26 protein-coding genes and 1 tRNA gene are annotated in these 24546 nt (G+C 62.9%); 8 read left to right on the top strand and 19 right to left on the bottom strand.

Going from position 1 to position 24546, the window contains the following annotated elements:
* The first annotated feature begins 86 nt into the window (after positions 1-86).
* From AC56LY_RS15245 to AC56LY_RS15220, 6 genes are all read left to right on the top strand, one after another.
* Positions 87-473 carry a diacylglycerol kinase gene (locus AC56LY_RS15245; protein ID WP_499580846.1) on the top strand — a complete coding sequence of 129 codons (387 nt, stop codon included), beginning with the start codon at positions 87-89 and terminating at the stop codon, positions 471-473.
* 67 nt (positions 474-540) lie between these two features.
* Positions 541-1179, top strand: a complete 639-nt coding sequence (locus AC56LY_RS15240) for a peroxiredoxin (protein ID WP_499580844.1) — start codon at positions 541-543, stop codon at positions 1177-1179.
* A 211-nt stretch (positions 1180-1390) separates the two neighbouring features.
* The gene (cysT, locus tag AC56LY_RS15235; protein WP_499580842.1) at positions 1391-2263 is read left to right on the top strand and encodes a sulfate ABC transporter permease subunit CysT; all 873 of its coding nucleotides are present in this window, start codon (positions 1391-1393) and stop codon (positions 2261-2263) included.
* Entirely contained in the window at positions 2260-3165 is a 906-nt protein-coding gene (cysW, locus tag AC56LY_RS15230) for a sulfate ABC transporter permease subunit CysW (RefSeq protein ID WP_482899884.1), read from the top strand. The genes cysT and cysW overlap by 4 nt, the downstream gene beginning before the upstream one ends.
* 19 nt (positions 3166-3184) lie before the next feature.
* Entirely contained in the window at positions 3185-4258 is a 1074-nt protein-coding gene (locus AC56LY_RS15225) for a sulfate/molybdate ABC transporter ATP-binding protein (RefSeq protein WP_482899883.1), read from the top strand.
* A complete protein-coding gene (locus tag AC56LY_RS15220) occupies positions 4255-5184 on the top strand; it encodes a CysB family HTH-type transcriptional regulator (protein ID WP_499569894.1) in 930 nt (309 codons plus the stop codon). The genes AC56LY_RS15225 and AC56LY_RS15220 overlap by 4 nt, the downstream gene beginning before the upstream one ends.
* Positions 5185-5225: 41 nt before the next feature.
* Here the strand turns inward: AC56LY_RS15220 and AC56LY_RS15215 are convergent, their stop codons facing one another.
* From AC56LY_RS15215 to AC56LY_RS15200, 4 genes are all read right to left on the bottom strand, one after another.
* Positions 5226-6275, bottom strand: coding sequence for a quinone-dependent dihydroorotate dehydrogenase (locus AC56LY_RS15215; RefSeq protein WP_499580841.1), 1050 nt, complete (start codon positions 6273-6275; stop codon positions 5226-5228).
* Positions 6276-6551: 276 nt separating this feature from the next.
* Positions 6552-7280 carry an arginyltransferase gene (locus tag AC56LY_RS15210; RefSeq protein WP_499580839.1) on the bottom strand — a complete coding sequence of 243 codons (729 nt, stop codon included), beginning with the start codon at positions 7278-7280 and terminating at the stop codon, positions 6552-6554.
* Positions 7281-7344: 64 nt separating this feature from the next.
* The gene (gene aat, locus AC56LY_RS15205) at positions 7345-8067 is read right to left on the bottom strand and encodes a leucyl/phenylalanyl-tRNA--protein transferase (protein WP_499580838.1); all 723 of its coding nucleotides are present in this window, start codon (positions 8065-8067) and stop codon (positions 7345-7347) included.
* 1 nt (position 8068) lies between these two features.
* A complete protein-coding gene (locus AC56LY_RS15200) occupies positions 8069-8650 on the bottom strand; it encodes an NUDIX hydrolase (protein ID WP_499580836.1) in 582 nt (193 codons plus the stop codon).
* 182 nt (positions 8651-8832) lie between these two features.
* On the opposite strand from AC56LY_RS15200, the gene AC56LY_RS15195 reads away from it, so the two are divergent.
* Both AC56LY_RS15195 and AC56LY_RS15190 read left to right on the top strand, forming a co-directional pair.
* Positions 8833-8909 (top strand) — tRNA-Met (locus tag AC56LY_RS15195).
* 170 nt (positions 8910-9079) lie between these two features.
* Positions 9080-9493 (top strand): T6SS immunity protein Tdi1 domain-containing protein, encoded by a 414-nt coding sequence (locus AC56LY_RS15190; protein WP_499580834.1) that lies wholly within the window; start codon positions 9080-9082, stop codon positions 9491-9493.
* On the opposite strand, the gene AC56LY_RS15185 is transcribed toward AC56LY_RS15190, so the two are convergent.
* The 15 genes from AC56LY_RS15185 to AC56LY_RS15115 form a co-directional block, all read right to left on the bottom strand.
* Positions 9490-10416 (bottom strand): DNA-3-methyladenine glycosylase family protein, encoded by a 927-nt coding sequence (locus AC56LY_RS15185; protein WP_499580832.1) that lies wholly within the window; start codon positions 10414-10416, stop codon positions 9490-9492. The two genes, AC56LY_RS15190 and AC56LY_RS15185, sit on opposite strands and share 4 nt — an antisense overlap.
* A complete protein-coding gene (locus tag AC56LY_RS15180) occupies positions 10413-10589 on the bottom strand; it encodes an EamA family transporter (RefSeq protein ID WP_499582058.1) in 177 nt (58 codons plus the stop codon). The genes AC56LY_RS15185 and AC56LY_RS15180 overlap by 4 nt, the downstream gene beginning before the upstream one ends.
* Positions 10528-11334 carry a DMT family transporter gene (locus tag AC56LY_RS15175; protein WP_499580830.1) on the bottom strand — a complete coding sequence of 269 codons (807 nt, stop codon included), beginning with the start codon at positions 11332-11334 and terminating at the stop codon, positions 10528-10530. The genes AC56LY_RS15180 and AC56LY_RS15175 overlap by 62 nt, the downstream gene beginning before the upstream one ends.
* Positions 11335-11426: 92 nt before the next feature.
* Complete coding sequence (locus AC56LY_RS15170; RefSeq protein WP_499580829.1) at positions 11427-12422, bottom strand: XdhC family protein; 996 nt, start codon at positions 12420-12422, stop codon at positions 11427-11429.
* A gap of 83 nt (positions 12423-12505) precedes the next feature.
* On the bottom strand, positions 12506-13600 hold the full coding sequence (locus AC56LY_RS15165; RefSeq protein ID WP_499580827.1) for a M48 family metallopeptidase: 1095 nt from the start codon (positions 13598-13600) through the stop codon (positions 12506-12508).
* A gap of 21 nt (positions 13601-13621) precedes the next feature.
* Entirely contained in the window at positions 13622-14071 is a 450-nt protein-coding gene (gene dut / locus AC56LY_RS15160; protein ID WP_258835399.1) for a dUTP diphosphatase, read from the bottom strand.
* A gap of 17 nt (positions 14072-14088) precedes the next feature.
* Positions 14089-15309 (bottom strand): bifunctional phosphopantothenoylcysteine decarboxylase/phosphopantothenate--cysteine ligase CoaBC, encoded by a 1221-nt coding sequence (gene coaBC, locus AC56LY_RS15155; protein WP_499582056.1) that lies wholly within the window; start codon positions 15307-15309, stop codon positions 14089-14091.
* 19 nt (positions 15310-15328) lie between these two features.
* Positions 15329-15871: a signal peptidase II gene (gene lspA / locus AC56LY_RS15150; RefSeq protein ID WP_183555802.1), complete on the bottom strand. Its 543-nt coding sequence runs from the start codon at positions 15869-15871 to the stop codon at positions 15329-15331.
* Positions 15872-15889: 18 nt separating this feature from the next.
* Positions 15890-18775, bottom strand: coding sequence for an isoleucine--tRNA ligase (gene ileS / locus AC56LY_RS15145; protein WP_499580825.1), 2886 nt, complete (start codon positions 18773-18775; stop codon positions 15890-15892).
* A 112-nt stretch (positions 18776-18887) separates the two neighbouring features.
* Positions 18888-19859, bottom strand: a complete 972-nt coding sequence (locus AC56LY_RS15140; RefSeq protein WP_499580823.1) for a bifunctional riboflavin kinase/FAD synthetase — start codon at positions 19857-19859, stop codon at positions 18888-18890.
* Positions 19860-20091: 232 nt separating this feature from the next.
* A complete protein-coding gene (locus tag AC56LY_RS15135) occupies positions 20092-21321 on the bottom strand; it encodes a tetratricopeptide repeat protein (RefSeq protein ID WP_499580821.1) in 1230 nt (409 codons plus the stop codon).
* Positions 21322-21392: 71 nt separating this feature from the next.
* Positions 21393-21827 carry an ExbD/TolR family protein gene (locus AC56LY_RS15130; RefSeq protein ID WP_258835395.1) on the bottom strand — a complete coding sequence of 145 codons (435 nt, stop codon included), beginning with the start codon at positions 21825-21827 and terminating at the stop codon, positions 21393-21395.
* 74 nt (positions 21828-21901) lie between these two features.
* Complete coding sequence (locus AC56LY_RS15125; RefSeq protein ID WP_482899869.1) at positions 21902-22321, bottom strand: ExbD/TolR family protein; 420 nt, start codon at positions 22319-22321, stop codon at positions 21902-21904.
* A 3-nt stretch (positions 22322-22324) separates the two neighbouring features.
* Positions 22325-23269, bottom strand: coding sequence for a MotA/TolQ/ExbB proton channel family protein (locus AC56LY_RS15120; RefSeq protein ID WP_499580819.1), 945 nt, complete (start codon positions 23267-23269; stop codon positions 22325-22327).
* Positions 23270-23353: 84 nt separating this feature from the next.
* On the bottom strand, positions 23354-24019 hold the full coding sequence (locus AC56LY_RS15115; RefSeq protein ID WP_499580817.1) for an energy transducer TonB: 666 nt from the start codon (positions 24017-24019) through the stop codon (positions 23354-23356).
* Positions 24020-24546: the final 527 nt, after the last annotated feature.

Here is a 24546-nt window from a genome sequence, read left to right as displayed (position 1 = left end):
AAACCTGGCCTTGCATTGTGGGTACACTTGCCACATGCTGATCCGGAGGCTGCATAATGACGTTCCTGCATCCTCACTGGACAACGATGGACAACCCGATCAGCGAATTCAAGACCTTGCGCGGCCTCGAGCGCATTGGTGCGGCGTGCCGCAACACCTGGGACGGCTTGCGCTGGGCCTGGCGCAGCGAAGCGGCGTTCCGGCAAGAGGTGGTGCTGATCGTTGTGGCCAGCGTGATCGCGCTGCTGTTGCCGGTCTCGGGTTTCCAGCGCCTGGCCATGATCGGCGTGCTGGTCGTGGTGCTGATCGTCGAGCTGATCAATTCGGCGATCGAGGCGATCGTCGACCGTGTTTCGCTCGAGCGCCATCCATTGTCGAAAGCGGCCAAGGACATCGGCAGCGCCGCCGTCGCGCTGACGCTGCTGCTGGCGTTCGCTGTCTGGGCCGTCGTCCTCTACAATCGCTTCATGTAGACCATGCAACGCGCCGTCCGTGCCGGACGGTGCCCCGAACAAGTTTGATCAATCACAGGAGATGACCATGACGTTACGCCTCGGCGATACCGCCCCCGACTTCGAGCAAGCATCCAGCATTGGCCCTATCCGTTTCCACGAATGGGCAGGCGACTCGTGGGTCGTGCTGTTTTCGCACCCGGCCGACTTCACGCCGGTCTGCACCACCGAACTGGGCCTGACCGCCAAGCTCAAGCCTGAATTCGACAAGCGCAATGTCAAGGCGATCGCGCTGTCGGTCGATGCGGCCGAAAAGCACCTCGACTGGATCCGCGACATCGAAGAAACCCAGCAAACCGTCGTGGGCTTCCCGATCATCGCCGATGCCGACCGCTCGGTCTCGACGCTGTACGACATGATCCACCCTGAACAATCGGCCACCGCCACCGTGCGTTCGCTGTTCATCATCGATCCAAACAAGAAAGTGCGCCTGACCATCACCTACCCGATGAGCACCGGCCGCAACTTCGACGAAGTGCTGCGCGTGATCGACGCACTGCAACTGACCGATGGCTATACGGTCGCTACGCCGGGCAACTGGAAAGATGGCGACGACGTCATCATTCCGCTGACCGTGACCGATCCTGACGTGATCAAGCAAAAGTACCCGAAAGGCTTTGAAGCGCCGCGTCCGTATCTGCGCATGACGCCGCAGCCGAACAAGTAAGCCGGTTCGCACGGCATCGGAGAGATGGCCCAGGCACATGCCTGGGCCATTTTTTTTGTCCAGCGAACGACCATTTCCGCATATCGCCATGCAAGCGCCGCACCTCTACATAGCGTTTCGTGTCTATACAAATAAGGATTGCTTCGTTTGCGTTATGACGATCACGTGAGAATATTCGATTCCAATAGAAGAATTTGTAATAAGGACTCGCATGACATCGCTTGCTATGCCAGGCAGTACGGCAGCGTCGAAGTCGTCGAAAGCACCGGGCCGGGTCATACCCGGCTTTGGCATTTCGCTCGGCTTCACGCTGTTTTACCTGGCGCTGATCGTTCTTATCCCGCTCTCGGCGGTGTTCCTCAATACCTTCAGCATGACCTGGCCCGAGTTCTGGGCCACTGTCACGTCCGAGCGCGTCATGGCCTCGTATCGCCTCAGCTTTGGCGCCTCGCTGATCGCAGCCGCCCTGAACGTCGTGTTCGGCGGCATCGTCGCCTGGGTGCTGGTGCGGTATAAATTCCCCGGCAAGCGCTTCATCGATGCGCTGGTCGACCTGCCGTTCGCGCTGCCTACCGCCGTGGCCGGTATCACGCTGACCGCCCTGTACGCGCAGAATGGCTGGATCGGCCAGTACCTGGCCACATGGGGCATCAAGGTCGCGTTCACGCCGCTGGGCGTCGTGGTCGCGCTGACCTTCATCGGGCTGCCGTTCGTCGTGCGCACGGTGCAGCCGGTGCTCGAAGAAGCCGAACGCGAACTCGAAGAAGCCGCCGCCAGCCTGGGCGCACCGCCGCTGCAGACGTTTACGCGCGTGGTGTTGCCAACGATCGTGCCGGCGCTGCTGACCGGCTTTGCGCTGGCCTTTGCGCGCGCCACCGGCGAGTATGGCTCGGTCATCTTCATCGCGGGCAACCTGCCGATGGTGTCCGAGATCACGCCGCTGCTCATCATCTCCAAACTCGAACAATACGATTACGCCGGCGCCACCGCGATTGCCGTCGTGATGCTGGTGTTCTCGTTCATCCTGCTGCTGACGATCAATCTGCTGCAGGCCTGGACACGCAAGCGGGCGGGCAAATCATGAGCGCCGTCCTCGACAAAGTCACGCCGCCACGTCCACCGGCGGCCCGCGGCAAGCGCCTCGACACCAGCGTGCTCGAGCCACGCTGGGTCAGCGTTCTGCTGATCGCCATTGCACTCGTGTTTCTCACGCTGTTCCTGTTCATCCCGCTCGCGGCGGTGTTTACCGAAGCGCTCAAGAAGGGCTGGGAAGTGTATGTCGAATCGGTCATCGATCCGGATGCGGTATCGGCCATCAAGCTCACGCTGATTGCCGCCGTGATCTCGGTACCGCTGAACCTCGTGTTCGGCGTATCGGCTGCCTGGGCGATCACCAAGTTCGAATTTCGTGGCAAGAGCATCCTGCTCACGCTGATCGACCTGCCGTTCTCGATCTCGCCCGTGATTGCGGGCCTGATGTACGTGCTGCTGTTTGGCGCCTCGGGCTGGTTCGGCCCGTGGCTGGCCGAGCACGACATCAAGATCCTGTTCGCAGTGCCGGGCATCGTGCTGGCCACCGTGTTCATCACGTTCCCGTTCGTGGCGCGCGAGCTGATTCCGCTGATGCAGCAGCAGGGCACCGAAGAAGAAGAAGCGGCGCTGGTGCTCGGTGCATCGGGCTGGTCGACGTTCTGGCGCGTGACGATGCCGAACATCAAATGGGGCCTGCTGTATGGCGTGATCCTGTGTAACGCCCGGGCGATGGGCGAGTTCGGCGCCGTCTCGGTGGTCTCGGGCCACATCCGCGGTGAGACCAACACGATGCCGCTGCACGTCGAGATCCTCTACAACGAATACAACTTCACGGCCGCCTTTGCTGTGGCGTCGCTGCTGGCGCTGCTCGCGCTGGTGACGCTGGCCATCAAGTCCTTTATCGAATGGCGTCTGCACCAGGCCAAATCGGCCTCGCTGGACGCCCCTCACTGAATTTACGCCGGAGCCACGCATGACGATTGAAGTCCAACACATCCGTAAAAATTTCGGCCAGTTCAAGGCGCTCGACGACGTCTCGCTGCAGTTCCCGGACGGCGAACTGACCGCCTTGCTCGGCCCGTCGGGCTGCGGCAAGACCACGCTGCTGCGCATCATCGCCGGCCTGGAATACCCGGACTCGGGCACCGTGCTGCTCGACGGCCAGGATTCGTCGCACCGCCACGTGCGCGAGCGCCAGGTCGGCTTCGTGTTCCAGCACTACGCGCTGTTCAAGCACATGACCGTGTTCGAGAACGTCGCGTTCGGCCTGCGCGTGAAACCACGCAGCGAGCGCCCGAGCGAAGACCAGATCCGCGACAAGGTCAAAAAACTGCTCGAGCTGGTGCAGCTCGACTGGATCGCCGACCGCTATCCGCCGCAGCTGTCCGGTGGCCAGCGTCAGCGCATCGCGCTGGCGCGCGCACTGGCTGTGGAGCCGCGCGTGCTGCTGCTCGACGAGCCGTTCGGCGCGCTCGACGCCAAGGTGCGCAAGGAACTGCGCCGCTGGCTGCGCCGCCTGCACGACGACCTGCATGTGACGTCGATCTTCGTCACACACGACCAGGAAGAAGCGCTCGAAGTGGCCGACCAGGTGGTCCTGATGAACAAGGGCCGCGTCGAGCAACTGGGCAGCCCCGACCAGGTCTACAACCATCCCGCGTCGCCGTTCGTGTATGGCTTTTTGGGTAACGTCAACCTGTTCCACGGCCGCATCCACGAAGGCGTGCTGGCCAGCGGCGACGTCAACTTCCAGGCCCCGCAGCACATCGATGTGCGCGATGGCGCCGGCATCGGCTACGTGCGCCCGCATGATTTGGATGTCGAGCGCTATACGCCGGGCGCCGAGGGCGTTGTGGCCAAGCTGCGCCGCGCGCATGCGATCGGGCCGCTGGCCCAGCTCGACCTGGAGCGCGCCGACAATGGCCAGATGATCGAAGCGGTGCTGCCGAACGAGCGCTTTGCCAGCCTGGGCCTGAAAGAAGGCGACACGCTGGTGGTGCGCCCGCGCCGCATCGAAGTCTTTGTTGACCAGGGAAGCGCCGCATGAACTTCCAGCAGCTGCGCTCGGTGCGCGAAGCGGCCCGCCGCGACTTCAACCTGACCGACGTGGCCAACGCGCTGTTCACGTCGCAGCCGGGCGTGTCGCGCCAGATCCGCGAACTCGAAGACGAACTGGGCGTCGTGATTTTCGAGCGCAACGGCAAGCGCCTCACGGGCCTGACGCCACCCGGCAAGGGCATCCTGCGCATCGTCGAAAAGCTGCTAGTCGAAGCCGAGAACCTGCAGCAGGCCAGCCGCGAATTTGCCGGCCAGGACAGCGGCACGCTGACGGTGGCCGTGACCCACACGCAAGCCCGTTACGCGCTGCCGCAGGTGGTGCAATCGTTTCGCGCCGCGTTCCCCAATGTACGCATCGCCCTGCAGCAAAGCGCGCCGGAACACATCGCGGCGTGGGTCGCTTCGGGCAAGGCCGATATCGGCATCGCGACCGAAGGCCTGTCGGCGTTTCCCGATCTGGTGTCGTTCCCGTGCTACCGCTGGAGCCACCTGATCGTGGCGCCGGAAGGCCATCCGATCTTCGCCAGCGGTTCGCCGCTGCGCCTGGAAGATCTGGCCGAGCATCCGCTGATCACGTATGACCAAGGCTTTACGGGCCGCAGCCACATCGACGCAGCGTTCCTCGAAGCCGGGCTGGCGCCGGACATCGTGCTCACGGCGATGGATTCGGACGTGATCAAGCAGTACGTGTCGCTGGGGATGGGCGTGGGGATCGTGGCGTCGATGGCGTTCGACCATGGCCGCGACAAGGGGCTGCGCGCGATCGAGGCATCACACCTGTTCGCGCAGAACGTGACGCGCCTGGCGGTGCGGCGCGGCTCGTACCTGCGCTCGTACGCGTTTCACTTCATCGAGCGCTTCGCGCAAGGCTACACACGGGCCGATATCGAAAAGGCGATTGCGACCGCCGAATAGGGTCGTGCCGCCGGCACGCCAGGCTGGCGCGCCGGCCGGGTTTACTTCTTCTTTTTCTCGCGCAGCACGTCGGCGCAATCGCGCACCAGGCCTGGCCCGGCGTAGATCAAGCCACTGTACAACTGCACCAGCTTGGCGCCGGCCGCGATCTTCGCGCGTGCATCGACGCCGCGCATGATGCCGCCCACGCCGATGATCGGGATATCGTCGCGCAGCTCGGTCTTGAGCGCGCGGATCACGATATTCGATTGCTCGAACACGGGCGCGCCCGACAGGCCACCCGCTTGCTGCGCATGCTTCATGCCCTCGACATCGCGCCGGTTCAGCGTGGTGTTGGTGGCGATGACGCCGTCGATCTTGTGCCGCAGCAGGGCGCTGGCGATATCGCGGATCTGGTCACCATCGACATCCGGTGCGATCTTGAGCGTCAGCGGCACGTAGTGGCCGTGCTGGTCGGCCAGGCGCATCTGCTCGTGCTTGAGCTGCGACAGCAGGCTGTCGAGTTCGGACGCACCCTGCAACTGGCGCAGGTTCTGCGTGTTCGGCGACGAAATATTGACCGTCACGTAGCTGGCGTACGGGTACACCTTGCGCAGGCATTCGAGGTAGTCGTCGGCAGCGCGCTCGATCGGCGTGTCGGCGTTCTTGCCGATGTTCAGCCCCAGCACGCCTTGCTTTTCCTGGAAGAAGCGCGAGGCCTGCACATTGGCCACGAACGCATCGACACCGCCGTTGTTAAAGCCCATGCGATTGATGATGCCGCGTGCACGCGGCAGCCGGAACATGCGCGGTTTCGGGTTGCCGGCCTGGCCACGTGGCGTGACCGTGCCGATTTCAATGGAACCGAAGCCCAGCGCGGCCAGGCCGTCGATATACGCCCCATCCTTGTCCAGCCCGGCGGCCAGGCCGACGGGATTCGGAAACGTGATACCCATGACGGTGCGCGGATCGGGCCGTGGTTTCCGGATGGCGCCAGTCAGGCCGAGCGCTGCTGCGCGACGCAGCATGGGCAGGGTCAGGTTGTGCGCCGCTTCGGGATCGAGCGAGAACAGTGCGGGTCGAACGAGGGTATACAGGAATTTATCTGGCATGGGGTACTCGGTTGACGTATCCCCGACATTCTAACGTGCGGCGAGGGCCAGTACGTAACGAAGTGCTAATGCAATTGTTAGCGGTTGTGTCCGTTGACCCGGCAAGCAACAGGTTAGGGAAGCACTGATTTATTCTGGGGGATGGAATTGGCTGCGGAAAAAGCCACCATGCAAGGCGCAAATCGCAGCAATAGCGGGCTATTGCGAGAATTTGCAACGCCGCAGGGTGGCTATTTTCCGCGCCAAGTCCGCCTCCATGAATTAATCAGTGCTTCCTTAGGCCTCGAGAACGCCCCATTGCCCGTCAATGCGCGCTTCGAGTGGCCGGAAGTTGATCTTGTAGGCCATCTTGGGGCTCTGCGCGATCCAGTAGCCCAGATACACGTGCGACAACCCGAGTTCGTGCGCCTGGTTCACCTGCCACAGGATGTTATAGGTGCCGTACGACGCGTTCTCGATGTCCGGGTCAAAGAAGGTGTAGACCGACGACAGGCCATCGGAGAGCACATCGATGATCGACACCATGCGCAGGGTGCCGTCGGGCTCGCGGAACTCGACCAGGCGCGTGTTGACGCGGCTTTGCAGCAGGAACTGTGCGTACTGGTCGCGGCTGTCCTGGTCCATGCCGCCGCCGACATGGCGCGTGGTCTGGTAGCGCAGATACAGCGCGTAATGCTCGTCCGAGAAGGCCAGGTTGGCCACCATCGCGACCAGGTTGCCATGGCGCTTCCAGACGCGGCGCTGGGTGCGGTTGGGTGTGAAGTCGGCGCACCTGACGCGCACCGGAATGCAGGCCTGGCAACCGTCGCAGTACGGGCGATAGGTAAAGATGCCACTGCGCCGGAAGCCATTCTTGACCAGCTCGGAGTATACGTCGGCATTGATCAGGTGCGAGGGCGTGGCAACCTGCGAGCGCGCCTGGCGTGCGTCGAGGTAGCTGCAGGGGTAGGGCGCCGTGGTGTAGAACTGCAGCGTGGCGAAGGGCAGGTCGTGTAGGTGCGTCATGCAAGAGCTCTCGGAACGACGTGGGGTTGCTGCCTATTCTAGCGAAAACCGCGCCGCGATTCCGTTAGTCAGGCAACGGTGACGCCACCGTCCATGACGCAATGCCCGGCCTGGCCGTCGCGCGGTGAACGTGTTCAAGAAAGCGGCTGCGCGGGATCGGCATTGCGCCAAGCGACGCCAGGTGGCCGGTCTCTTGCTGGCAGTCGACCATTTCGACGTCATGGCGGCGCAGAAACGCTACCAGATAGGCGAGCGCGACCTTGGAAGCATCGGACACGCGCGCGAACATCGACTCGCCATAAAACATGTGGCCGATGCAGACGCCATACGCGCCGCCCACCAGCTCGCCATCGAGCCAGACTTCGGCAGAGTGCGCGTAACCCAGTGCGTGCAGGCCCGTGTAGCCGGCGATGATCTCGTCCGAAATCCAGGTGCCCGGCCCGTCGCGGCGCGGCGCGGCGCAGGCCTGCATGACGTCGTCGAACGCGCTGTCGAAGCGCACGTCCCAGCGCCCGCCATCCAGACGGCTGCGCTCGATCTTGCGCAGCGTTTTTGCCAGGCTGTTACTGACCTTGAACTGGTCGGTGTACAACACCATGCGCGGATCGGTACTCCACCACAGGATCGGCTGGCCTTCGGAAAACCACGGGAAGATGCCATTGCGATAGGCCTGCAGCAGGCGCGCCGGCGACAGGTCGGCGCCGGCCGCCAGCAGGCCCGGCGCTTCAACCGTCAATGCCTTCGACACGTCAGGGAACGGCGTATCGGTCTCGAGCCAGGGAATCATGTCAGTCCGGTTCGCGTGGGGCCATCATGGGGCGGTTGACGGCCACGCTGTGAACGCCGAAGTCGCCACCCTCGCGCACTTTGATCCGGTCGGCAAAGAACAGTTCCAGCGTCGTGCGGATCGTGGGGAAGGCCAGATCGTCCCACGGGATGGTCGCTTCGGTGAACAGTTGCACGTCGAGGCTTTCGATGCCCGCCGCATAGTCGAGGTCGAGCAGGCGTGCCAGGTAGAACAGATGGACCTGATGTACGTGCGCGACGTTGAGCAGCGAGAACAGCGGGCCGAGTTCGATGTTGGCGCCGGCCTCTTCTTCGGTTTCACGCTGCGCCGCCTGTTCGGTAGTTTCTTCGTTTTCCATGAACCCGGCCGGCAGCGTCCAGTAGCCGTAGCGCGGCTCGATCGCGCGCTTGCACAGCAGGATCTGGAGTTCGCCATCGTGTTCCCACACGGGAATCGAACCGATGACCAGCTTCGGGTTCTGGTAATGGATCGTGTCGCAGTGCGTGCACACGTAGCGCGGCCGGTTGTCGCCTTCGGGAATGGCCAGCACGACAGGGTGGGCGCACTCGGAGCAGAATTTCATGGTGGATAGGGCAGGTTGGTCGTGGCAATACTGTACACCGAATGCGGTGTCGGCAGGGGCAGGGGGCGCGTTCGCAGCTGGCGCTCGTACGGTCCCACGAGATATAAGTTTCCTCAATAGACCATGCAATAAGGATTAGATTTGCCTAATGACCCGTGGAGGCGTATAATTCATTTCACAGACGCGGGGTGGAGCAGTCTGGCAGCTCGTCGGGCTCATAACCCGAAGGTCACAGGTTCAAATCCTGTCCCCGCAACCAAGATTAGAGGCCGTTGATTCGAAAGAATCAGCGGCTTTTCGTTTTTCTGGCCCTGCTTTCTTGCTTTGATGTAAGGGCTTCGATACAGGTCAACGTCACGCGCCGCCGTCGCAATGCACGGCTGCTTGCCCGGTCCAACCCGCAACGGACGACAAGTCGGGGAGCAAGCCATGATCGATGTAGACGACATCAACCAATCCTGGGGCTGGGTGGGCATGAGTGCGGTGGAAGTGCTCGGCGCCAATGCCTTCGGCAATCTCATCATCCGCGACGAAGACGACCGGTTCTGGTGCCTGCGCCCGCACGAGCTTTGTTGCGAGCCGCTCGCCAGCAACCGGGCAGCGCTCGATGCGCTGTCGTACAACCAGGATTTTCTCAACGACTGGTACATGCCCGAGGCCGTGTGCCTGGCCGAAGCCGCGCTGGGGCCACTCACCGACGGGCGCACCTATTGCCTGAAAATTCCCAGTGCGCTTGGCGGCAAGTATGGGTGCGATAACTTGGCGACTGTACCGTTGGCGGCGTTGATCCGGTTTTCGGGGGAGGGGGCGCAGCAGTTTGATGGCTTGCCGCGCTGGAACTAAGCGGGCTTGTCCGCTGCTGGCGTGTCTGCCAGGCTGGCCCACAGATAGGCCGCTGCCATCGTGCGGTGCGGCGCGTAGCGCGCCAGCATGCGCTCGGCTTCCGCAACCGTTGGCCGGTTTGCGCTGCCCGAGAGCTTGTGCAGCGCGGCGCGCACGGCGACGTCGCCTTCCAGCGAGCAATCGGGATAGCCATAGCCGCGCAGCAGCACGTAATTGACGGTCCAGGGGCCGATCCCCTTGATGGCTAGTAGTGTTTCGCTGACATCGGCGCTCGCCGAGACAGCGACGTCCTCTAAGGCAGCGTTCCGCTCGAGCACCAGGCTGCCATCGACCACCATCCGCGCCACGCGCAATATCGTCTCGGCCTTGGCGTTCGAGAATTTGCGGCCCGTGAGTTCACTGAGGTCGAGCCGTGCCACGTCGGGCGCCTCCGGATAGCACCACAAGCCAGATGCATGCGCGCGGCCCGCCAGTTGAATCAGCGTGCGGCGCAGCGCAATGGCAAACGTCAGGTTGATCTGCTGGCCGATGATGGCCCAGGTCAGCGCCTCGAAGATTGTTGCCGACTGCACGATGCGCAGGCCTGGCTGGCGCGCCACCACGGGCCCCAGCCAGGGGTCATCCTGGACGGCCGCGCCGAATGCCGACGGATCGATCCGTAAGCCCAGCACGTTCAGCAGCGCCTCGTGCGTCCGTGCCTGGACATCCGGCGTAACCGGCCCGTCGAAGGTCACGCGGCAGTGCGCTGCGCCGTCCTCGAACCGGATGTCCAGCAGCGTCGGCACGCCACCGAGCAGCACGCCCTTGCGCAAGCCATCGGTATCGACCTGCTCGGCCACGCGTTCGGGATCGCGGCCGTGAAATGCCAGCACGTCGGCGACGCGGTAGCCGGGCGGCAGGGCGATCGCATGGGATTCGGTCATCGTGTTCCCGTTGCCACCGGCACGCGCCGCCAGGCCGGCTTGAATCCCGTCACCAGCGCCGTGCCGAGCAGGACGATCGCCGAACCGACGATCGTGTGCCAGCCGATGACCTCATGCAGGAACAGCGCGCCCCACAGGATGCCGAACACGGGGCTGAGGAACGTGACGGTCAGCGCCGATGTGGCGCCGACGTCTTCGATCAGTTTGAAATAGACGATGTAGGGCGATGCCGCTGCAGACCACGCCCAGCGTCACCACGGCGGCCATGATGCCGACGGTCGGCTCGCCCGGCGCCGGGAAGAACGCGACGAGCGGCAGCACCAGCAGGGCCGAGGCCCACATCGAGCCGTGCGCATTGGCGAACGGCGCCACGCCACCTTTGCTGGCAGCGGCCGATTTGGTGTACTGGCTGGCCACGCTGTAGCTGAAGGCGGCGATCAGCGCTGCAGCCACGGCCAGGCCCGCGCCGGGCCGCTCGGCCACATGATCAAAGCCGACCAGCAGCGCGACGCCGGCGGTGCCAAGCAGCAGGCCGAGGGCACTGCGCCGCGTGACCTGCTGGCGCGCCCACACGGCGCCGACGAGCGCGCCCCACATCGGCGCGGTGGCGTTGAGCACCGCCAGCACCGACGCCGACAGCGTGCGCGCGGCAAACGCGAACAGCAGGAAGGGCAGGGCGGAGTTGAACAGGCCGAGGATCAGGTAATGCTGCCAGTGGCGCCGCACGTTCAGCGGCGCACCGCGCCCACGCAGATGCAGCACCCAGCTCACCAGCGCGAGAAACACGGCCGCCAGCGCGAGCCGGTATTCGATCAGCACGGCCGGACCGAGCACCGGCGCGGCGATGCGCATGAAGAGGAAGGAGCCGCCCCAGATGGCGGCCAGCGCAACGAGGCGCAGCATGTTCGCGGTGTTCATGAGGACGAAAAAAATGGCCAGTTGTCAGGCTGACCATTGTGGCAGGGCCGGCAGCAATGTGCCAGCCGCTTCTTGCCATCGATACCCGTTCGTCAGGCGGCGCTGGCGAGCGTCAGTGCGGCCGCATGCGGCATGAGTAAGGTCTGTGGCACCGCGTTCTTCACAGCCGTCATTTCGGCCATGATCGACACCGCGATTTCAGCCGGCGTCTTGCTGCCGATGTACAGCCCGATCGGCCCGTGCAGGCGCGCCAGTTCCACATCGGTCAGATCGAACAGCTTGAGACGTTCGCGCCGCTTGGCGTTGTTGGCGCGCGAGCCGATCGCGCCCACGTAGAAGGCTTCGGACTTGAGCGCTTCCATCAGCGCCAGGTCGTCCAGCTTGGGGTCGTGCGTGAGCGCCACGACGGCGCTGCGCGCATCGAGCCTGGCGTCGATCACCAGATCGTCGGGCATCGCGTGTACCAGCGTCACACCGGGGATGTGAAAGCCGCTGCGATATTCTTCGCGCGGGTCGCACACGGTGACGCGGTAATCCATGCCGGCGGCGATTTGCGCCAGGAAGCGCGACAGCGGACCGGCGCCGATGATATACAGGCGCCAGCGCGGGCCGTGCAGCGTGTGCAGCACGCCGTCTTCGACACGCTGGATGGCCGTGGCCTGCGCCGTGGCGAGCGTGACGGCGCCGGTAGCCAGCTGCACGCTGCGTTCGACCAGTTCACCTTCGCCAAGACGCGCGAGCAGCTCCTTGATGCCGCTGTCGACCGACAGTGGTTCGATGGCCAGCTCGATGGTGCCGCCGCAGGGCAGGCCGAAGCGGTGCGCTTCATCGGCGCTGATGCCGTAGCTGATGATTTCGGGGAGGGTGATTTCGATGCCGTTGTCGCGCACGCGGGCGATCAGATCGTCCTCAATGCAGCCGCCGGAGACCGAGCCGACCACCTGGCCATCTTCGCAGATGGCCAGCGTGGCGCCCACCGGGCGTGGGCTGGAACCCCAGGTCTTGATGACCGTGACCAGCTGGCAGCGCTGGCCGCCGTCAAGCCAGGCGGCGCAGGTTTTCAGTACGTCGAGGTCGATGCTGTCCATGGTGTTCGTGTCGCCGGAGCGGGTGAATAAGATGGACAATCATACAAAAAAAGCGCCGCACGTGTCGGCGCGCAGGCCAGCGCTCAAGGCACCAGCGGTTTCTTGGCGCTTTGCTTGGCCTTGACCTCCGCCACGGTCTTGTCGATCGCCGCCACGCGCATCGGTGTGGCCGGGTGGTTCGCCGTGTAGCCATTGAGGATTTTGGCCGGGTAGGTCGCCGCCAGGCGTTTCCAGAATGCGGACGCACCTTCGTAGCGGTAGCCGGCGCGCGCCAGCAGGTAGACCGCCAGACGGTCGGCTGCCACGTCATCGGCTGCCGGCATCGCCTTGATGCCGCCGCTGCCGATCAGCATCGAGGTGTCGGGCGTGATCGCGGTGAGGTTGTCGATGATGCTGCCGATGGTGGCCGCATTGCGCTGCGTGGCCGCATGGCCCAGCATATTGTGCGCCATCGTGCGTGCCACCACGTACGCCAGTTCGTCGTCGTTCTGCGCGAAGCCCAGCATGCCGCGCGTGACCATCACGCGGCTGCCGTCGGCGTATGCGTTGATGTTGTCGGCGTTGCCCAGCTCAATGGCGAAGGCGCAGGCGCGCGTGACGGGAATCGTCAGGTCGCGCGGCTTGCCACTGCGCTCGATCGACAGCGGCAGGCTGGCCTGCTTGGCCATGATCGGGCCGAACACGGCGCCGGCCTTGCTCAAGGCATTCGGGCCCACCGGGAGCGGCGTGCCGGCGGCGGCCAGCAGGCGGTCACCCTGGCGCAGGCCTGCCTTGGCCGCGCCGCTGCCGTTCAGGACATTCGTGACCTGCAGATGCTCGTCCATGCCCAGCACCACCCACGCCGCCTCGTTGTACTGGCCCGGGTAGGTGTAGCGGTTCTTTGCCGTGAAGCCCAGCAGGTTGCGCGCGTGCTTGGTGCACAGCGCGGCGTTGTCGATCAGGAGGGGCGCGGCGACGCGGTACAAGCGGTCGTGTTGCGTGGCCATGCGCTGGAGCACTTCGGCGGCGGCGGCCATCTGCGGCGTGACCTCGGGCTTGCCCGGCGCCTGTTCGACCGGCACCGCGCCCGGCTCGGTCGACGATTGCATTGGTCCCGGCGTGCTGCAGGCAGCGAGCAGCGCTGCCGTGGCGAAGATCAACGCCGGGGAAGTGAATCGGTACAGGCGCTGGATGCGCATCGGGGTGCTCCTCATGGTTTGTTATTGTTTGCCGGTGCTGCCGAAGCCACCGACGCCACGGTCGCTCGACGCGAAGTCCGTCACCACGTTGAAAGCCACTTGCAGTACCGGCACGATGATCAGCTGCGCGAGCCGATCCATTGGTTGCAGCACGAAGGCGGTGCTGCTGCGATTCCAGGTAGAGACCATCAGCTGGCCCTGGTAATCGGAGTCGATCAAGCCTACCAGATTGCCCAGTACGATGCCGCTCTTGTGGCCAAGGCCACTGCGCGGCAGGATCATCGCGGCGTAGCCCGGATCGCCGATATGGATCGCGAGACCCGTCGGCACCAGCACGGTTTCGCCCGGCGCGATGGTCAGCGGCGCATCGAGGCAGGCGCGCAGGTCCAGGCCTGCGCTGCCCGGCGTGCCGTAGGCCGGCAGCAGGTCCTGCATGCGCGGGTCGAGGATTTTGAGGTCGATATGTTTCATTACAAATTCTTGGGTAATCAGGTGAGCAGGGAGCGTTGTTCGAGGCGCTTGCCGATCTCGGACACCAGCTGGCGCGCCAGCGTGAGCTTGTCGGCGCGCTCGAGCAGTACGTGGCCGTGTTCATCGAACAGGATGATCGTGTTGTCGTCCTGGCCGAATGTCTGCGGCCCGATATTGCCAACCAGGAGCGGAATGCCTTTCTTTTCGCGCTTGGCCGCGCCGTAGGTCTCGAGCTGCTCGGATTCGGCGGCAAAGCCCACGCAATAGGGCCAGCCCGACAGCGACACGGTCGCTGCGACCGACGCCAGGATGTCCGCGTTCTGCGCAAATTCCAGCGCAGGCGGGGCGCCGTTGGCCGTCTTCTTGAGTTTCTGGTCGCTGGCATTCACCACGCGCCAGTCGGCCACCGCGGCCACGCCGATGAACACGTGCTGGCCCGTGACGCCGGCCATTACGGCATCGTGCATCTGCTGTGCGGTGAGCACGTCGATGCGGCGCACGCCATGCGGTGTGGGCAGCGATACCGGCCCGGAAACCAGCGTCACGTCGGCGCCGGCTTCGCGCGCGGCGCGCGCAATCGCGTAGCCCATCTTGCCGGACGACAGATTGGTGATACCGCGCACCGGATCGATCGGTTCGAACGTCGGCCCGGCCGTGATCATCACGCGCCGGCCCGCCAGCACCTTCTGCTGGAACGAGGCAATCAGCTCGTCGACCAGTTCATCCGCTTCGAGCATGCGCCCCATGCCCGTCTCGCCACAGGCTTGCTCGCCGCGGCCAGGGCCGAACAGGCAAATACCGTCAGCGCGCAGCTGCGTCACATTGCGCTGCGTGGCCGGGTTGTCCCACATCTCGACGTTCATTGCCGGCGCCACGTGCAGCGGCACGTGACGGGGCCGCGCGACGCACAGCAGCGACAGCAGATCGTCGGCCGCGCCGTGCACGAGCTTGCGGATGAAATCGGCCGAGCAGGGCGCGATCAGGATGGCGTCGGCGCCTCGGGTCAGGTCGATGTGGGCCATGTTGTTGGCCATGCGCGCATCCCACTGGTCCAGGTAGACCGGGTTGCCCGACAGCGCCTGCATGGTGACCGCACCGATGAAATGCGTCGCCGCCTCGGTCATCACGACCTGCACGCTGGCGCCGTGCTTGACCAGGGCGCGACACAGTTCGGCCGCCTTGTAGCAGGCGACACCGCCAGTGAGGCCCAGGACGATGCGCTTGCCTTTCAGGTCCATGCTCATGGTTTAGTCCCGGTCACGACTTGTTCACGCGCCGGAATTCATCCAGCACGAATAGCACGGCGCCGACCGAGATGCCGATGTCGGCAATATTGAAGGCCGGGAAGTGGCCGATGCCGGTCCAGTAGAAATCGAGGAAGTCGATCACGTGGCCGTGCACGACGCGGTCGATGCCGTTGCCCACCGCGCCGGCCATGATCAGCGCGAGCGCGAAGCAGAACAGGCGCTGCGTCGCGTTCTTGCTCATCATGTACAGGCAGAACACCACGGCACCGATGGCGATACCCAGAAACAGCCAGCGCTGCCAGCCGCTCGCGTCACCCAGGAAGCTGAACGCCGCACCCGGGTTGTACACCTTGATCAGGTTGAAGAAGCCCGTGATCGGCACCGTCTCGGCGTACGCGAAGGTGCGTTCGACGGTGAGCTTGGTGACCTGGTCGAGCAGGACGATGATCAGGGACAGCCCGATCCAGGGGAACATGCTGGCGCCGACGCTCTTGTTCGTGCTGCGCTTGACTAAGGTGGCGCCGGACGGCGCTGGTTTCTTTTTGGTTGCCATGGTGTCTGGGCCCGGTACTTATGCGAAGCGGCGCGCTTCGCCGGCGCCGAAGAGGTTGCTCGTGCAGCGGCCGCACAGCGTTGGATGTGCAGGGTCGTGGCCGACGTCGCGGCGATAGTGCCAGCAGCGCTCGCACTTCTCGGCGTCCGACGGCACGACGGCCACGGCTTCTTCAGCCTCGCTTGCCACTTCCGTGACGCTCGCCTGCGACGTGATGAAGACGAACTTCAGGTCGTCGTCCAGGCTGGCCAGCGCGCGGTACTTTTCGCCCGAGGCCTTGATCGCCAGTTCGGCCTGCAGCGACGAACCGATCGCGCCCGAAGTGCGCACTTCTTCCAGTTGCTTCGTCACGTCCAGGCGCACCTGGCGCAGCAAGGCGTACTTGGCCAGGAGCGCATCGCCATCCGGCAGCTCCGGGAAGGTCCACAGGGTCTGCGTGAAGATGGTCTCGTCGCTGGCGTTGAACGTTTCCTGGTCCGCAAACACAGCCCACGCTTCTTCGGCCGTGAACGACAGCACCGGCGACATCACGCGCAGCAGCGCATGCGCGATGTGCCACAGCGCGGTCTGGGCCGAGCGCCGTGCTGGTGAATCGATGGCGGTCGTGTACAGGCGATCCTTCAGGATATCCAGGTAGAAGCCGCCCAGGTCTTCCGAGCAGTAGTTCTGCAGGCGCGAGACGACCGGGTGGAATTCGTAGCGCTCGAAGTGCGCCGCCACGTCCTTCTGCAACTGGGCCATCGAGGCGATCGCGTAGCGGTCGATCTCGAGCAGCTCGCCCATCGGTACGGCGTGCTGCGCCGGGTTGAAGTCCGACGTGTTGGCCAGCAGGAAGCGCAGCGTGTTGCGGATGCGGCGGTACGATTCGGTCACGCGCTTGAGGATCTCTTCGCCGATCGACAGCTCGCCCGTGTAATCGGTCGAGGCCACCCACAGGCGCAGGATGTCGGCGCCGAGCGTGTCAGAGATTTTCTGCGGCGCCATCGTGTTGCCGAGCGACTTGGACATCTTCTTGCCATGCTCGTCGACCGTGAAGCCGTGCGTCAGCAGCGCCTTGTACGGCGGCTCGCCATTGAGCATCGAGGACGTCAGCAGCGACGAGTGGAACCAGCCGCGGTGCTGGTCCGAGCCTTCCAGGTACAGGTCGGCCGGGAAGCCCAGCTGCTCCTTGTGCGAGCCGCGCAGCACGGTCTGGTGGGTTGCGCCCGAATCGAACCAGACGTCCAGCGTGTCCCTGTTCTTTTCATAGATCGCAGCGTCGTCGCCCAGCAGCGTGACCGGGTCGAGCGTGTGCCAGGCGTCGATGCCGCCCGTTTCGAACAGCTTGGCCACTTGCTCCAGCAGTTCCGGCGTACGCGGGTGCAGCGTGCCGGTCTCTTTGTGGATGAAGAAGGCCATCGGCACGCCCCACTGGCGCTGGCGCGACAGGGTCCAGTCCGGGCGGTTCTCGATCATGCCGTGCAGGCGCGCCTGGCCCCAGTCCGGGAAGAACTGGGTCTTGGCGATGCCGGCCAGCGCGGTCTGGCGCAGGGTCGGGCCGCCATCCTTTGGCGTGAGGTCCATGCCGGCGAACCACTGGCTGGTGGCGCGGTAGATGATCGGCGTCTTGTGGCGCCAGCAGTGCATGTAGCTGTGATCGAACATCTTGAGTTCGAACAGCGCACCGGCTTCGGTCAGCGCCGCGCAGATTGGTTTGCTCGCTTCCCAGATCGTCAGGCCGCCAAACAATGGCAGCGTCGGGACGAAACGGCCGTCGCCCATGACCGGCTTGAGGATGTCGTCGTCCTGCATGCCATGCGCCTTGCACGACACGAAGTCTTCCAGGCCGTAGGCTGGTGCGGAGTGTACGACGCCGGTACCGCTGTCGACCGTCACGTAGTCGGCCAGGTACAGCGGCGAGAGGCGGTTGTAGAACGCGTCCTGCGCATGCAGCGGGTGCTTGAAGTTGATGCCGGCCAGCTTTTCGCCGACCGTGGTGGCGACGACCGTGCCTTCGAGCTTGTAGCGCGTCAGGCACGACTCGACCAGTTCCGAGCCCAGGATGAGCAGCAGCGGCTTGCCGTCACGTTCGGCCTGCACCAGCGAATACTGCACTTCCGGACCGGCGTTCAGGGCCTGGTTCGACGGGATGGTCCATGGCGTCGTGGTCCAGATGACGATGAAACCGTCGCCAGCCGGGAGTTTGTCCAGGCCGAAGGCGGCCGCGATCTTTTCCGGCTCGGCAAACGGGAAGCCGACGTCGATCGCCGGGTCGCGCTTGTCCTGGTATTCGACTTCGGCTTCGGCCAGCGCCGAACCGCAATCGAAGCACCAGTTCACGGGCTTGAGGCCCCGGTAGACATACCCTTTTTCGAGCAGTGTGCCGAGCGCGCGCAGCTCATCGGCCTCATTGCTGTAGGCCATGGTCATGTAGGGGTTGTCCCATTCGCCCAGCACGCCCAGGCGGATGAAGCCGGCGCGCTGGCGGTCGATCTGTTCGAGCGCGTAGGCACGGGCCTTTTGCAGCACCTCGGCCGTGGGCAGGTTCTTGCCGTACAGTTTTTCGATCTGGATCTCGATCGGCATGCCGTGGCAATCCCAGCCCGGCACGTAGGGCGCATCGAAGCCTGCGATCGTGCGCGACTTCAACACCATGTCTTTCAGGATCTTGTTGACGGCGTGGCCCAGGTGGATATCGCCATTCGCGTACGGCGGCCCGTCGTGCAGGATGAACGTTGGACGGCCCTTGGCCGCCTTGCGCACGCGCTCGTAGATTTTCTTGTCCTGCCATTGCTTGACCCAGCCCGGTTCGCGCTTGGCGAGGTCGCCGCGCATTGGGAACGGGGTGTCGGTCATATTTACCGGGTATTTGCTCTCAGGCTTTTTGCCGCCCTTGGCAGGGTTGTGCTGTTTGGTATCGGACATAAGGTTCTTTTGTTGGGTGTTCGTGTGCACGGCGCGGTGCGCCGTGTCGAATAGGGTCTGGCAAACAGGGGGAGGCGCTTCCTGCCAGTCGTTGACTGGCCGGGAAGCGCACTCAAATTCGGTCGGTCGCGTTCAGGGCGTTGTTACGCCGGTCGAAGAACGCGCGCGCCTGCAGCGCGTCGTTGTCGATCGCGGCGGTGAGCAGGGCCAGGTCGGCGTATTTTTCTTCGTCGCGCAGCTTGGCCAGAAACTCCACGCGCACCAGCTTGCCGTAACACTGGCCGGCATAGTCGAACACATGGACTTCAAGCAAGGTGCGGCCGGCGTCTTCAACGGTGGGGCGCACGCCCAGGCTGGCCACGGCCGGCAGCGGATGGCCGGCCAGACCGTGCACCTGCACGACAAAGATGCCGGACAGGGCAGGGCGATGTGTGACGCGCAGGTTCAGGGTCGGGAAGCCCAGCGTGCGGCCGAGCTTGGCGCCGTGGATCACATGGCCCGACATTGCGTAGGGATGACCGAGCAGCCGGCTGGTGGCGCAGAAGTCGCCATCGGCCAGCGCCGCGCGCACGGCCGACGACGAAATGCGTACGGCGCCATGCATCACGGTGCCCAGCGTGTGGACTTCGAAACCGTGTTCGCGACCGGCTTCGGCCAGCATCGCGATGTTGCCGGCGCGGCGCGCGCCGAAGCAGAAGTCATCACCCACCATCAGCCACTTGACGTGCAGACCGTCGACCAGCACGCGCTGGACGAAATCCTGCGGCGACATGGCGGCAAACTGCTCATTGAAATGTTCGACGATAACGCGGTCGATACCGGCCTGGTCCAGGTCTTCGAGCTTGTCGCGCAGATTGGCCACGCGCGCCGGGGCTTTGGACGGGTCGCCCAGTTTGTGGGCAAAGTATTCGCGGGGATGCGGCTCGAACGTCATCACGGCCGCATCCAGCCCGAGCCGGTCGGCGGCGCCGCGCACTTGCGCCAACAGGGCCTGGTGGCCGCGATGGACGCCGTCGAAATTGCCGATCGTGAGCGCGCATGGTGCGCGCGCCCTGTCGTTGGGAAGTCCGCGAAATACCTTCATCAAGTCTGGTTCCGGTTGCGCGCCATGCTGTCGGTATGCGGCGCCAAAAACCTGATTATACGGGAACTGCGCAGCAAACTGACGTTGCATAAGAGGAATGGTTCGCCGCTGACGGTGCATGCCACGGTATGCGGACGCTGACCAAATAAAAACGCCGCCCAAGGGCGGCGTTCTGGCCGATTGAAACGTAGCGTGGACGGGGAACCCGTCCACGCTACCGCTTTCTAACCAATTACGACAGTGGGTGGTTGACTGCCAGGATCCAGTAGCGTGCCAGTTCGGCCGTGCCGTCCTTGCCGCCAACGGTCTTGAACGCCGCAAGGGCTTGCGACTTCTTGCCAGCAACGGCATAGGCTTCGCCCAGGCGCAGCTTGGCTTCTTCGGCATTGCGCAGGCCGCCGGCCTTGATCGCCGCTTCCATCATTTTCAGGCCCTTGTCGGCCTGACCAGCCTGCACCATCGCGTAACCCAGGCCAACCATCTGGTCTGCGTCCTTGGCGGCGGTGTACTCGGCTTCGAGCGCAGCAAAGTTCTTATTTTGCTCGGCCAGGTTTTTCTCAGCCAGTTCCTTCAGGCGCTGGTGGCGCGCGGCATCGGTGCCGGTGCCCAGTGCGCCAGCCTTGTAGCCGCGGTCGATGATCTTGAGCGCTTCAGCAGGGGCTTTCGCCTGCAGGACCAGCTGGGCCATTTCCATGAACTCGCTCGGCTTCTTGAGCAGGTTGTTGGCCAGCTTCAGGCGGTAGACGTCGATGTTCAGACGCTGCGAGTAGCCTGGCTGACGCTGCACACGGTTCAGCAGGTCGGTCCAGTACTGGGCTTTCGGATAGCTTGCTGCCAGCTTCTCGATGGTGCGGACATAGCCGGCCGTATCGTTTTTCTTGAGCTGGATATTGGCCAGCATGCCGAGCTGATCTTCGCTCAGGCGGCCACTTTTTTCGATGGTGCGCAGTTCTTGCTCGAGCGCGGCAGTGTTGCCTTGCTTGTAGTAGTTCTGCAGCAGGTAAGCGCGCAGCTTTGGATCGTCTTTCTGCTTGAGCAGGGACTGGATCGTGCTGTTGGCTTTGTTCAGATCGCCGGCGCGCATATAGATGCCGACCAGGCCTTCTGAAAACTGCGAACGCTCGGAGGCGCTCAGCTTGCCCGAGTCGAGCAGTGCTTCGAACGATTTGGCGGCGGTGTCAAAGTCACCGGCCGACGAGGCTGCCGCAGCGCGAACGCGCTCGATCGTGTAAGTCTCGTTGGCGGTCTTGTTACCCACTTTGTCCAGTCCACGCAGGGTCGCCAGTGCATCCTTGTGCTTGCCCTGTTTCATTTGTGCCTGGGCTTGCTGCAGTGGTTTGCCGATCTCCGCACGCAGTGCTTCTGCAGCGACAGCGGAGGACAGGCCGATCACCGGAGTGGCGGCAACGAAGCCGAGTGCGGCCATCGCGATACTGAGGTGAGCGAGACGGAACTTGATCATCTGAAAAATCCTTATTTCAAAATGGACACGGCAGGGGGTAGCCCTGCCGTGTTGGTCAAAACATGGAACGATTACTGGAATTGCTCGTTACCGACCATGCCGATTTTGGTGACGCCGATGCGCTGGGCAGATGCCATCACGCCGGCAACAACTTTATACTCTACCAGCTTATTCGGACGCAGGTGCACTTCAGGCTGGTCAGCCATCGCTGCGACTGCATTCATCTTTGCTTCGAGGGCTGCACGATCCGGAATCACTTCGCCATCCCAGAGGATGGTGCCGTCAAAGTCCACGTCGATGGTGACCACGACCGGCTTGACATCCGTCAGCGGTGGCGGGGTACCCGTCGGCATGTTCAGATTGACCGAGTGGTTCTGCTTCGGAATCGTGATGATCAGCATAATGATCAGAACGAGCAGGACGTCGATCAACGGCGTCATGTTCATTTCCATCATCGGTTCCGGATCAGCATCCTTAGCGGAGCTCGAACCTACGCTCATACTCATGGTGTTTCCTTTTCAAATGTCGGGAGAAGGGCGCGGCGCCCGGCTCGATGAGCCTGACGCCGCGTGCAGGGCAATTAGCCCGGTGGCTCGATCACGAAGCCAACCTTCTGCACCCCAGCACGTTGTGCCGTGTAGATGACCCGACCGATTGCTTCGTAGCGTGCTTCCTGGTCGCCACGAACTTTTACTGCCGGTTGCGGCACCTTCACCGACTGCTCCGCGAGAAACTTGAACAGTTCATCCGTGTTCGCGAGGTGCAGCTGGTTATAGTACATTTCGCCGTCTTTATTGACGGTGATGTTAATGTCTTCCGGCTTGGTCAGGGTGACCTGGTTCTCTTCTGCAGGCAGTGCAACTTTTTGCAGCTTCAGAACCACCGGACTCGTGATCAGGAAGATGATCAGAAGAACCAACATGATGTCAACGAGTGGCGTCGTGTTGATCTCTGAATTCAGCTCATCTTCTCCGTTATCGGATCCGACACTCATCGACATAATTTATCCAATCTTCTTGGCGCTGATTGCTGCGTTCGAGGTCGACATTGCGCCCGAGATCAGTACCGAGTGCACGTCAGCCGAGAACGAGCGGATGTCTTCCAGCGCGGTCTTGTTACGACGAACCAGCCAGTTGTAACCCAGCACGGCAGGAACTGCAACGAACAGACCGAAGGCGGTCATGATCAGTGCTTCACCGACTGGACCTGCAACCTTGTCGATCGATGCGTTACCCGACATGCCGATGGCGGTCAGTGCATTGTAAATACCCCAGACGGTACCGAACAGACCGATGAACGGCGAGGTCGAACCAACGGTTGCCAGGAACGACAGGCCATCTTGCAGACGCGACTGAACACGGTCAACAGCGCGCTGGATCTGCATGGTAACCCAGGTCGACAGGTCGATCTGCTCGAGCAGGGCGCCGTCGTGGTGCTGGGTAGCCTTGGTACCGGTTTCAGCGATGAAGCGGAATGGCGAACCTTCTTTCAGCGTAGCCGAACCAGCGACGATCGACGGTGCTTTCCAGAACTTGGCCTTCATGTCTTTAGCCTGGTTCATCACTTTTTGCTGATCGATCAGCTTGGTGATGATGATGTACCACGAGCCCATCGACATCAGCGACAGAATGATCAGGGTGCCCTTGTTGACGAAGTCGCCGTGTTCCCACATGGCTTGCAGGCCGTACGGGTTGTAGACTTCTTCGCTTTTTTCGGTGCCTGGAGCAGCAGCTGGCGCGCCGGCATCGGCCGGTGCAGCAGCAGCGTCAGCAGCAGGAGCAGCAGCTGGATCGACAGCTGGTGCAGCTGCGTCGGTCGTCGCTGGTGCAGCTGCGTCGGTTGCTGGGGTGGCTTGAGCGAAGGCTGGTGCCGACACCAGCGCCGATGCTGCGGTTACCGACAACAGGACAGCCGCCAGGAAAGCGGACAAACGGGTATTCTTAAACATGCTTCCTCCAAAATATTTAAATAGACAGTTCGCTGAACTTACGACAACGACAATCAAAGTTTGAGACGGTGTTTTGTCCCGGTTTTATTCCAGCGTCCAGACGTACTGCACCGCTGTCCACGCCTGTTCTGGCTTGCCATCGATCATGGCTGGCTTGAATCGGCATTTGCTCAGAGCCGATTGCGCGGCCCGGTCCAAGTCTCGGAAGCCACTTGACTTCGCCAGCTTGGCTTCCAACACGCGACCATCGACACCAATCAGGAACTGCAGGGTCGTGGTACCCGTTTCTTCATTGCGTTGCGACGAACGCGGATATTCCGGACGTGCGCAAGTATTAAAGTCTGCTACTGCCTCGCTGCGGCTGACGCCACGCGGTGCCGGTGGTGCTGGCGGCGCGGACGGTGCCGGTGGTGCAGGCGGTGCCAGCGACGTGGTCGGTGGCGGTGTCTGCGTCGCTGCGGCGATCACGTTCTGCGGCGGTGGCGGCTGCTGCACCTGCACTTCGACCGGCGGGATGAATGGAGGCGGTGGAGCCTTCATTTCCGGCGGTGGCGGCGGTGGCGGGGTTTCCGGTGGTGGCGGTGGTGCCACTTCTTCAATCAGCTTGGTTTCCACAGCTTCGGTCACCGTGCTGACGATCCGGGTACCCAGGCCGGCCACGAGTGCCCAACCCACAAGGATGTGGAAGATGATCACGACGATCAATCCTGTGAAATTTTTCCCGGGTTGCTTTTCGTTCGAAAAATTCATGCCATATTTCTCCAATGCCAACTCTTTTTTGTTGCTACCAAACCCACTAAATACGACGGAAACCTAGAGCCGCATCCGGGACATTCGAGGAATTATACCTACGAATTCTTTTTTGCACATACATTTTTACAGCAGCGAAAGGACCGCTAACTGCTTGTAAAAGCAGGCAAAGCAGCTCATCTATACAAGAACGGATGGGCCGCACGTCGGGGTTTGGAAGTCCGGAAATTGTCTAATTTATTAATGGATTCTCCTCGTCACGTGGAAGATCAATGCTCAGGCTGCTTTTGCCAAATTATTGTCGCTAATTGCTTGGTTTGGCAAATTTCCTATGACTAGGCATGGGCTTTTCGTCGAACTATCGCTATTCCCCCTATCTGGCATCGTTCAGCAACGCACTTGGAACAGGTAGCTGCCATCACGAGCTATAGATAAAAGTTATACGAGTTGTCACCATTGAGATAACTCAACCGTGCGCCCAACAATCACGTCAACTTGACAGGAATGAAAGCTGCGAACCCCCACAC

The sequence above is a fragment of the Telluria sp. ZT3P25 genome, from assembly GCF_059685895.1.
The sequence above is the reverse complement of the archived record's forward strand: the minus strand, read 5'-3'. Positions and strand labels throughout refer to the sequence as shown.